The organism is Sphingomonas sp. GM_Shp_2 (assembly GCF_026540875.1).
Taxonomy (GTDB): Bacteria; Pseudomonadota; Alphaproteobacteria; order Sphingomonadales; family Sphingomonadaceae; genus Sphingomonas; species Sphingomonas carotinifaciens.
Map to the genome: position 1 here is coordinate 1 of NZ_JALNUQ010000079.1, position 10,671 is coordinate 10,671.

The following is a 10,671-nucleotide window of genomic DNA, read 5'->3' on the forward strand; positions in this document are numbered from 1 at the left end:
CTGTTGCGGCGGTCGCGGACCGCGAAGCACCGGGAAGGATTGGGAAATGCCGGCGGCGCGCTGGGCCGGTATCTGGCCGGGCATTCGGCCGGCGTCGTCTTTCCGCTGGTGCGCTGGCCCGAGCTGGCGGAGATCCACACCAAGAGCTTTTCGATCAACGATTATTATCACGGCAGCGCGGAATGGCCGTTTCCGCTGGGCATCATCCAGACCGCCGGGCAGATGCCGTTCTGGACCGAGCTGCCCCGGTCGCTGCGCCCGGTGGCCAAGGCGATCGGGCGGCATTCGCTGATCTGCTTCTGCATGTCGGAGGCGCTGCCGACGCGGACGAGCGGATTGCATTTCGATGGCGATGCGGTGTCCCACACGGTGGAGCCGACGGTGAGCGCGGTCAGCTTTCGCCGGCTGACGCGGCTGGCGACGGAGGCGTTCCGAAACGCGGGCTATCCGTGCATCGCGCCGCCGCGCGCGCCGCAGCTATGGCATCAGGTGGGCACCGCGCGGATGGGGCTGGATGCGGGCGATTCGGTGGTCGATGCCGACCTGCAGGTGCATGGCATCAGGGGGCTGTATGTCGCGGATGCGTCGGTGCTGCCGAGTGCGGGTGCGGTGAACACCAGCCTGACGATCATGGCGCTGGCGCTGCGCTGCGGCGACCATATCGCCGGGCGGCGCTATGCCGCGTTCGACCGGCGCGTGCCGGCGCATCGCTGTGCCGGCGGCGTGCCCGAACTCGTCGGTGCGCGAGGCGATATGCCGCCGTCCACCCGGCGCTGATCCGGGACCCGCGCCGCTTCGTTTCCGGACGGTGCGTTACCGCGCCATCTTGCGCGCGGCGACGTTTCACCCCATGCGCGCGAGGTGCCAGCGCCCGACCCCGGGCGATGCGCCACGGGAGTGCAGGACCATTCGCCAGATTGCCGCCTTTCCGTACCTGACCGAGGCCACCTCGCCCGACGGGGTGATCCGCGTCCTGCTGGTCACCTCGCGCGCGTCGGGGCGTTGGGTGATCCCGAAGGGCAATATCGGGGGCGGGGCCCGGCCGCATGAGGCGGCCGCGCAGGAGGCCGAGGAAGAGGCCGGTGTGCTGGGTGCGATCTGCCCCACGCCGCTGGGCAGCTTCCGTTATCGCAAGAAGCGCGGTAGTGGCGCCTCGCTGATGGTCGACGTGGACGTGTTCCCGCTGGCCGTCACCCAAGAATTACAGAGCTGGAAGGAGCAGCCGGAGCGGCAACGCCGCTGGTTCACCTTGTCCGAGGCGGCCGCCGCCGTGGACGAGCCGGACCTGCGCGACCTGATCCGGTCCTTCAGCCCCGCCGAGTTCAGGGCGGCCGCCCGGAGAGGGGCGGGTATCCCAGAAAAATCGAAGGTAGCACCGATGTTCGCATGGTTCCAACGCCTGCTCCCCCGGACAGGCAATTTCTTCGAGATGTTCGAGGCGCATGCCCGAACGGTGACGGCGGGCGCCGAGGCCATGGCGCGGCTGATGGCGGCCGATGGCACGGCGCGTGCCGAGCACATCACCGAGGTGATCGAGCGCGAGCATGATGCCGACGAGATTACCCGCGACGTGCTGCAAACCGTGCGCAAGACGTTCCTGACGCCGTTCGACCGCGGGGCGATCACCAGCCTGGTCGGCGCGATGGACGACACGATCGACGAGATGCAGGCCGCCGCCGCGGCGATCGACCTGTATCAGGTGAGCGACTTCGCGCCGGAAATGCGCGACATGACCGCGATCATCGTCGATGCCGCGCGACTGACCGCCGAGGCGATGCCGCTGCTGCGCAACGTCGCGCAGAACGGCGCGCGCCTGCACGAGCTGACCGAGCGGCTGGTGCGCATGGAGGGGCAGGCGGACGACATCCACGCCGCCGGCCTGCGCCGGACGCTGGCCGACCATGGCAGCAGCGACACGCTGCGCTTCGTGGTCGAGCGCGAGATCTACAAGCATCTGGAGCGCATCGTCGACGCGTTCGAGGATGTCGCGAACGAGATCGACGGCATCGTCATCGATCACGCCTGATCGGACGGACAGACCATGCATGAACTGGCCCTTCCGCTCCTGATCGGCCTGATCGGGGTCGCGCTGGCGTTCGATTATCTGAACGGCCTGCACGATGCGGCGAACTCCATCGCGACGGTGGTCGCGACGCGGCTGTTGTCGCCCGTCAAGGCGGTGCTGTTCGCGGCCGCCTTCAACTTCGCCGCCTATTTCCTGACCATCGCCTTTCCCAGCCTGCACGCGGTGGCCGAGACGATCGGCAAAGGCCTGATCGACAAGGATCTGGTGACGCCGGCGGTGATCTTTGCAGCGCTTGGCGGCGCGATGTTCTGGAACGTCGTCACCTGGCTGCGCGGCATCCCCTCCTCCTCCAGCCATGCGCTGATCGGCGGGCTGATCGGGGCGGGCGTGGCGCATGCGGGGCTGGGCGGTATCCAGTGGGGCGGGCTGAACAAGACGCTGCTCGCCATCGTGCTGTCGCCGACGCTGGGCATGATGCTGGCGATGCTGGTGATGCTGTTGTCGAGCTGGGCGCTGGCGCGGGCCACCGCGGTGCAGGCGGAGCGCAGTTTCCGCGTGCTGCACCTGTTCTCGTCGGCCTGTTATTCGCTCAGCCACGGCCTGAACGATGCGCAGAAGACGATGGGGATCATCACCGTGCTGCTCTATTCGACCGGGCGGCTGTCCGGCCCGTTCGAGGTGCCGCACTGGGTGGCGATAAGCTGCTATGTCGCGATCGCGCTGGGCACGATGACCGGCGGCTGGAAGATCATCGAGACGATGGGCAGCCGCATCACCAAGCTGTCGCAGCACCAAGGCTTCAGCGCGTCGATGGCGGGTTCGGTCGTGCTGTTCGGCGCATCGGCGCTGGGCATCCCGGTATCGACCACGCACACGATCACCGGATCGATCATCGGTGCGGGCGTGGCGCGGCGCGCCTCCGCGGTGCGCTGGGGCGTGGCGCGCACGGTGGTGACGGCATGGGTCATCACCATCCCCGCCTCCGCCGCGGTCGGCGCGGGATTCTACGGGCTGACCCGGCTGTTCTGAGCCCTCCAGATTTGTCCAAGCCGGCGTTTCGGGGGTGGACGTGGTGCGCGGGGCGGGCCTTATAGGCCGGTCGCGGCGGGCGCTACTATCGTGCTCGTCACACGAGTCCGCCGCGGCACGGTCGTTCCTGCTGATCTTCGGAAGAAGGTTGGTTCACGCGGAGACGCGGAGACGCGGAGGCGCGGAGAGGTTGCGCCTGCCGTGCCGGCATGGACCGGTTCGACCGGGAGACAAGCCTTCACCTGTGATCGGGAGTGAGCCTGCGGCTCGGTGCCTCTCTCCGCGCCTCCGCGCCTCCGCGCGAACAAAATCTTCGCGTCTTCGCGTGAACCGATTGGCCCGCCAGGAGCAGTACCCCTGACTGCGCTTCGACTTCGCTCGGCACGAACGGTTCGGTCATGAGGCTGCGCGCCCACCGCCGATCATGGAACCTTCGCGGGCGCGAGCCTTTAGCCGGGCATGCATTGGTTACGCTCGCTCGATATTCCCCGCGAATGGCAATGGGTGGAAAGCGTCGCGATCATCGCGGCGGCGGTCCTGCTGGGCCTGTTGGTTCATGGCATCGCGATGCGCATCGCCGACCATGCGGCGCGGCGCACCGCCAGCCGGGGCGACGATCTGGTGCTGGCGCATGTCCGCCGGCCGCTGCGCTGGGTCGCGGTGGCGATCGCGGTGAGTTTCGCGATGCGCTTCGTGCCGATGGACTCCGATGGTCGCGATCTGTGGCGCCAGATACTGGGGTTCACGGTGCCGGCATTGCTCGGCTGGCTGGGGGTGTCGGGGGTGCGCGCGTTGCAGGCGGTGATCGACCTGCGCGCGGACGTGACGGTGGAGAACAACCTGCGCGCCCGGCGCAAGCGGACACGCGCGGCGATCCTGGGGCGGATCGGCGTCTTCTTCATCATCTTCCTGACGATCTGCCTGATGCTGCTGAGCGTACCGGGCATCCGCACGATCGGCGTCACGCTGATGGCGTCGGCCGGTATCGCGGGCCTGGTCGTCGGTGCCGCCGCGCAGCCGGCGCTGAAGAACCTGTTCGCGGGCATCCAGATGGCCTTTACCGAGCCGATCCGGCTGGATGACGTCGTCATCATCGACGGCGAATGGGGGCGGATCGAGGAGATCCGGCTGACCTTCGTCGTGGTCAAGGTGTGGGACGAGCGGCGGCTGGTGGTGCCGGTCGCCAAGTTCCTGGAGAACAGCTTCCAGAACTGGACGCGCGAGACCAGCCAGTTGCTGGGATCGGTATTCTGGTATCTCGATCCGGCGGCGGATATCCCACGGCTGCGCGCGAAGCTGGAGGAACTGGTGCGCGCCAACCCGCGCTGGGATGGGCGTTTCTTCAACCTGCAGGTGACCGATACCGCCGCCGATGCGATCCAGGTGCGCGGGCTGATGACCGCCAAGGATGCGTCGGTGGCGTTCGACCTGCGCTGCGACATTCGCGAAGGGCTGCTCGGCTATATCCGCGAGGCGATGCCCGAGGCGCTGCCGCGGCGGCGCGTGGCGGTGGACGGGGAGGGCGCAACCTTCAGGGAAGATCGCGCCCCCGTCATTCTTCAAAACCGGTAGCCGAGCGTCGCCATGATGTTGCGCGGCGCGGAGACGAAGCAGTCGCCGCGCGCGAGGCAGGAGGCGAAGGCGCGGTTGTCGAAGAGGTTGGTGGCGTTGACCGCGATGCGCCACTGGTCGCGGTTCAATTCGACCAGCGCGTCGGCCATGACGCGATCGGGGGTGACGATCGTCCAGACGCTGCTGCTCGACACCTGCTTGCCGAGATAGCGGACGCCGGCGCCGACACGCACGCTGGTCGCCTCGTCCAGCGTCACCGTCTTGGTGCCCCAGGCGGCGGCGGTGTGCTTGGACAGATAGCCGCTGGCGGCGCTGTCGCCCGACAGGTCGTTATACCCGTAGGAGACGGTCAGGTCGTAATTGCCGGGCAGGGTGCGGGTCGCCTCGAACTCGAAACCCTTGGTGGTCAGTTCCCCGGCCTGGATCTGGAACAGGGGGTTGGTGGGATCGGGGATGGGGCGATTCTGTTCCTTGATGCGGAAACCGGTGAGCGTGACCAGGGTTTGCGGATCGGGTTGCCACTTCAGGCCGGTTTCATACTGGGTGCCGGTCTGCGGACGGAAATTGGTGCCGTTGGACAGGGTGCCGGCGACCGGCTGGAAGCTTTCGGTGTAGCTGAAGAAGGGCGAGAGGCCGGCGCCGATCTCGCCGATGATGCCGGCGCGGAAGGTGGTAGCCTTGTCGATCACGTCGGGCGCGGTGGCGCCCCGGGTGCGCAGACGATCGTTGCGGACGCCGAGGACGACCGAGACGCGGTCCCAGAAGCGGATCTGGTCCTGCGCATAGACGCCGCGCTGGCGCTGGGAGGTGGTGGCGAAGGGCGCGACGATCGGCGGCTCGACGATCGAGGCATAGTCGATGTCGTACAGGTCGATGACTTGCGAGAAGTCGTAATTGTCGCTCTTGCGGACCTTGTTCCAGCTATAGTCGAGCCCCAGCAGCAGCGTGTGTTCGACCGCGGCGCCTGTATTGAACTTGGCTTGCACATTGTTGTCGGTGGAAAATACGTTCAGCCGCGCGACCGACGATCCGGCGATCAGGGGGATGCGACGGCCGTTGCTGCCCTCGACATAAGGATTGGTCGGGTTGGCGTAGCTGTTGGTGTAATGGGTGAAATAGTCGAGGTCGCTGTCGATGTAGCGCGCCTTCAGGCTGAGCTTGAGCGAGTCGGTGAAGCGATGCTCGAACAGGCCGGCGCCTTGCAGCAGGCGGCCGTCATAGCGGTCGTAGCCGGGCTTGCCGACGAACAGGTAGCGGGGCAGGCGGGGATTGCCGGGATTGTCGCGCAGCGTGCCGACCAGCGGCAGGAAGTTGGCGGTCGAGCCGGTGTCGTCCTCCTGATACAGGCCGAGCAGGGTGATGTCGGTTTGGGTCGAGGGGCGCCAGGTGATCGAGGGGGCGATCATCACGCGGTCGTCGGGCACGTGGTCGACATAGGTGTCGGCATCGCGGACGCGGGCGACGAGGCGGACGGCGAGGTCGTCGGTGACGAGGCGGTTGACGTCGGCCATGACCTCCTTGCGGTCGTAGCTGCCATAAACGAGGTTCACCTCGCCCGCATTGGTGAAGACCGGCGTCTTGGAGACGAGGTTGACGATGCCGCCGAGCGACCCCTGCCCGAACAGCACCGAGGCGGGGCCGCGCACGACCTCGACCCGCGAGAAGTTGTACGGGTCGGAGGTGATGCTGGCGTAGAAGCTGTAGATGTCGCGCATGCCGTCGCGGAATTGCAGCGCGTCGACGCCGCGGATCTGGAAGCTGTCGACGCGGGTGTCGCGGCCATAGGCGTCGGCATTGACGCCGGCTGCGTAGCGGACGGTATCGGAAATGGTGATCGCGCCCTGGGACAGGAACACGTCGTCGGTAATGACGGTGATGGGCTGGGGCACCTGGATCAGCGGCGTGTCGGTCTTGGTGCCGGCAAAGGATTCGTCCATCCGGTGGCCGTCGACGGTGATTTCCTCGCCCTGCTCGGCGCGGCGTTGCTGATCGGCGGGGTCGGCCGGGACCGGCACCTCCGCCCATGCTGCGCTCGCCGCGGTGAGCCCGGCAAGCGCGACGCCCGCCATCTTGATCGCCCTGAACATCATGAACCCCTTTCGTTATCGGCGGGGCCATAGTGCTATTGCGGGTGACTCTCAACTGCAGAAATGCGTGAGGGCCTGTTTCGACGCGGAAGCTGCGCGCCGGTCGGGGTCAGGCGCGTTCCTCCTCGCGGGCAGCGGCCTCCGCGCCGGCATCGCCGCGCAGCGCCGCGAGGAACAGGTCGCACCACCAGAACACATCCTCGCGCCGGACATTGTCGATCAACGCTTCCCAGCGACGGATGCGCTCGGCACGCGGCATCTCCAGCGCCTTGACGATCGCGTCGGACAGTTCCTCGGCGCTGTAGGGATTGACCAGCACCGCTTCCTTCAACTGGGCGGCGGCGCCCGCGAAGCTGGACAGGATCAGCACGCCGGGATCGCTGGGGTCCTGTGCTGCGACATATTCCTTGGCGACGAGGTTCATGCCGTCGCGAAGCGGGGTGACGAGGCCGATGCGCGCCGCGCGGTAGATGCCGGCCAGAGTGGGGCGGGGAAAGCCCTTGTTGACGTAGCGGATGGGGACCCAGTCGATATCGGCATATTCGCCGTTGATCCGCCCCGACAGCGCATCGAGATTGGCGCGGATTTCCTGATAGGTGTTCACCTTCTCGCGGCTGGGCGGCGCGATCTGGAGCATATAGACGAGGCCGTTGCGCTCCGGATTCTGTTGCAGGAAGCGTTCATAGCCCAGGAACCGCTCGGTCAGGCCCTTGGAATAATCGAGGCGGTCGACGCCGACGATCAGGCTGCGCCCGGTGGAGGACATGTACATCCGCTCGCGCGCGAAGCGTGCGTCGTTGCCGGCGGCGGCTTCCTCGAACTCCTTGGTCTCGATGCCGATGGGGGCGGCGATCGCGCGGATCGTGCGCCCCTGATAGGTGACGGTATCGTTCGGCCCGAGCGTGCCGCCGAGCTGCTTGGTCACATAGTCGCGGAAACTGTCCAGCCAGTCCTCGGTATGAAAGCCGACCACGTCATAGGCGAACAGCGTCTCGACCAGTTGCCGGTGGCTGGGCAGCGACAGGAGCAGGCGCGCCGGGGGCCAGGGGATGTGGAGAAAGAAGCCGAGCCGGTTGCGGAAACCGCGGTCACGCAGCTCCTGGCCGAGCGGCATCAGGTGGTAATCATGCACCCAGACCAGATCGTCATCCTCAATCAGCGGGCGGACGGTATCGGCGAAACGCTGGTTCACCCGGCGGTAACCGCTGCCGAAATCGCGTTCGAACTCGGTCAGGTCGATCCGGTAGTGGAAGAGCGGCCACAGCGTGCGGTTGGCATAGCCATTATAATATTCGTCAACGTCCTGCGGCTCCAGGTCGATCGTTGCGGTGGTGACGCCACCACCCTGCTGGAAGTTGATATGGCCGGAAAATTCCTCGGTGGTCTCGCCCGACCAGCCGAACCAGATGCCGCCCTGTTCACGAAGGGCAGCGAGCAGCGCGACCGCCAACCCACCCTGGTTGCCGCCCGGCCCGGTCTTGGGCGGCTGCACCCGGTTGGAAATGACGATCAGGCGACTCATCGTACGGCACTCCATGGTTTACTCAGCAGGACGGCGCAGTTGATCAGGCCGACCAGCGAATAGGTCTGCGGATAATTCCCCCACAGCTCTCCCGTATTGGGGTCGATATCCTCGGACAGCAGGCCCGCGGGCGTGCGCCTTGCGACCATTTCCTCGAACAGTTCGCGCGCATCCGCGGTCCGGCCCGTGGCATGCAACGCCTCGATCAGCCAGAAGGTGCACACATTGAACGCGGTATGCGGCAGGCCGAAATCATCCTCGGTCGCATAGCGCAGCATGTGGCTGCCGCGACGCAGCCCCTTTTCCACCGCGTCGAGGGTCGAAAGGAAGCGGGGATCGTCGGGGGCGAGAAAGCGCAGGTCGAGCAACTGGATGATGCTGGCGTCGAGATCGTCGCCGCCAAAGGTGGCGGAGATGCGCTGCGTCTTGTCGCGCCAGGCGGCATGCTCGATCGCCTCGCGCATCTGGTCGGCGCGCTCCTGCCAGAAGGTCTGGCGCTCCTCCAGCCCCAGCGCCTGCGCGGCATTGGCGAGGCGGTCGCAGGCCGCCCAGCACATCGCGGCGGAATAGGTGTGGACATGGCTCTTGGTGCGCAGCTCCCACAGGCCGGCATCGGGCTGGTCATATTTGGCCCAGGCCCGCTCGCCGACGCGCTCCAGCGAGTGGAAATCCTCCATGCCCGACATGCGGAACAGGCGGCAGTCGAAAAAGGCCTGCACGTCGGACAGAACGATCTGGCCATAGGCGTCATGCTGGATCTGCTCATAGGCCTGGTTGCCGACGCGCACCGGCCCCATGCCGCGATAGCCGGGCAGCTTGTCCTCGATCCGTTCGATCAGGGTCGATTCGCCGCCGACGCCGTAGAGCGGCTGGATATGGCCGCCGCGCGCGGCATCGACGATGTTGCGGAGATATTCGAGATAGCCCTCCAGCACGTCGAGCGCGCCGAGCCGGTTGAGCGCCTGCACCGTATAATAGGCGTCGCGTATCCAGCAGTAGCGATAATCCCAGTTGCGCCCGGAATCGGCATGTTCGGGAAGCGAGGTGGTGAGCGCGGCGACGATCGCGCCGGTTTCCTCATGCTGGCACAGCTTGAGCGTAATCGCCGAGCGGATGACGACGCCCTGCCATTCGACCGGGGTGGCAAGGCCCCGGACCCATTGGTGCCATTCATGGGTGGTCCGCTCCAGCATGCCGTTCAGCGCCTCGGACAGCACGCCCGAAAAGCTCTCGTCAGGGCCGAGGAACAGGTTGATCGGCCGTTCCAGCCGGAACCATCGCTCGCGCGTGATGTGGCCGACGGGGGCATCGGTGGTGAGACGCAGCGTCTGGTGCGTCATCAGGTACCGGATGTGGTTCGACCCTTGCGTCTGGCTGGTCTGCGCGCCCCAGTCGGTCGCAACGCGCAGGCGGATGCGGATGCGCGGCGAGCCGATCGGCTTGACCATGCGCACGAAGCTGGTCGGGCGATAGATGCGCTGGTCGCGCGAGAAGCGCGGGCAGAAATCGGTGATCTCGATCGCGTTGCCACGGTCGTCCTGATGGCGGGTGACCAGGATCGGGGTGTTGCGCAGATAGCCTTGCGTGGTGGTAACGCAGTCTTCCAGCTCGATCGACCAGAAGCCGGTGTCCGGCTCCTCCTCGCCCAGCAGCGCGCAAAAGGCGGGGTCACCATCGACGCGGGGCACGCAGCCCCAGACGAAACGGCCGGTCGAATCGATCAGTGCGGAAACCTGGCAATTGCCGATCGGCCAGAGATTCATGTCGGGGGTCATGCACGGGCCTCCATGGCAGCGGCGATCCAGGTGTGGAGGGCGGACACGCTCTCCAGACGATACAAGGCGGCGGTTTCGCGCAAGGGGCCGATCAGCACGCCGGCGCCGCCGGACGCCGCGGCGGCGACGAAGCCGTCCTCGTCGGTGACGTCGTCCCCGAAGAACAGGGGGCGGGTGCCCTGCATGGCGGACGTTTCCAGCAGGCCGAGGATCGCGTCGCCCTTGTCGCCGGACAGACGCACCTCGGCCATCATCTTGCCGCGTTGGAGAACGAGGCCGTGCGTGTCGGCGACCGCGGCGGCGGCGGCGTTGGCATCGTCCTCCAGCTCCGGGCGCTGGCGGTAATGGATGGCCGCGCCGAAGCTCTTGGCCTCGAACACCAGGCCGTTGGTGTCGGCATAATCGCGCAGCGATTCGGCGGCGAGGGCGAGCGCCTCGGGCGGCTCGGGGCTTTCATAGCCATGTTCGGGGGTGCGGCGCTCCGCCCCATGGCTGCCGGCCAGCGCGAAGTGCCGGGCCTGCGGGCCCAGCATCGCGTCCAGCTGCGCGATCGACCGGCCGCTGACGATCGCGACGCGGCCGGGCATGGTGGCGGCGAGGCGATCGAGCATGTCGACCAGCGACGGCGCGACCACCACCGCATCGGGGCGCTCGGCCAGT

Annotated in this window: 8 protein-coding genes; 4 read left to right on the plus strand and 4 right to left on the minus strand. The window is 67.0% G+C overall.

What is annotated here, in order from left to right; translation table 11 throughout:
• The 4 genes from OXR08_RS17995 to OXR08_RS18010 all read left to right on the plus strand — a co-directional run.
• A partial coding sequence (locus OXR08_RS17995; protein ID WP_267351966.1) for a GMC family oxidoreductase occupies positions 1 to 777 on the plus strand: 777 nt, incomplete at its 5' end.
• 73 nt (positions 778 to 850) lie between these two features.
• Complete coding sequence (locus tag OXR08_RS18000; protein WP_112381448.1) at positions 851 to 2,026, plus strand: DUF47 family protein; 1,176 nt, start codon at positions 851 to 853, stop codon at positions 2,024 to 2,026.
• A gap of 15 nt (positions 2,027 to 2,041) precedes the next feature.
• Positions 2,042 to 3,055, plus strand: coding sequence for an inorganic phosphate transporter (locus OXR08_RS18005; RefSeq protein WP_112381447.1), 1,014 nt, complete (start codon positions 2,042 to 2,044; stop codon positions 3,053 to 3,055).
• Positions 3,056 to 3,514: 459 nt separating this feature from the next.
• Positions 3,515 to 4,627, plus strand: a complete 1,113-nt coding sequence (locus OXR08_RS18010; protein WP_112381446.1) for a mechanosensitive ion channel domain-containing protein — start codon at positions 3,515 to 3,517, stop codon at positions 4,625 to 4,627.
• Here the strand turns inward: OXR08_RS18010 and OXR08_RS18015 are convergent.
• The 4 genes from OXR08_RS18015 to otsB all read right to left on the minus strand — a co-directional run.
• A complete protein-coding gene (locus OXR08_RS18015) occupies positions 4,615 to 6,714 on the minus strand; it encodes a TonB-dependent siderophore receptor (protein WP_267351978.1) in 2,100 nt (699 codons plus the stop codon). The two genes, OXR08_RS18010 and OXR08_RS18015, sit on opposite strands and share 13 nt — an antisense overlap.
• 109 nt (positions 6,715 to 6,823) lie before the next feature.
• Complete coding sequence (locus OXR08_RS18020) at positions 6,824 to 8,236, minus strand: trehalose-6-phosphate synthase (protein ID WP_267351970.1); 1,413 nt, start codon at positions 8,234 to 8,236, stop codon at positions 6,824 to 6,826.
• On the minus strand, positions 8,233 to 10,011 hold the full coding sequence (locus OXR08_RS18025; RefSeq protein WP_267351972.1) for a glycoside hydrolase family 15 protein: 1,779 nt from the start codon (positions 10,009 to 10,011) through the stop codon (positions 8,233 to 8,235). The genes OXR08_RS18020 and OXR08_RS18025 overlap by 4 nt, the downstream gene beginning before the upstream one ends.
• Positions 10,008 to 10,671: trehalose-phosphatase (gene otsB / locus OXR08_RS18030; protein ID WP_267351974.1), on the minus strand; the 664-nt coding region annotated here is incomplete at its 5' end. The genes otsB and OXR08_RS18025, both read right to left, overlap by 4 nt.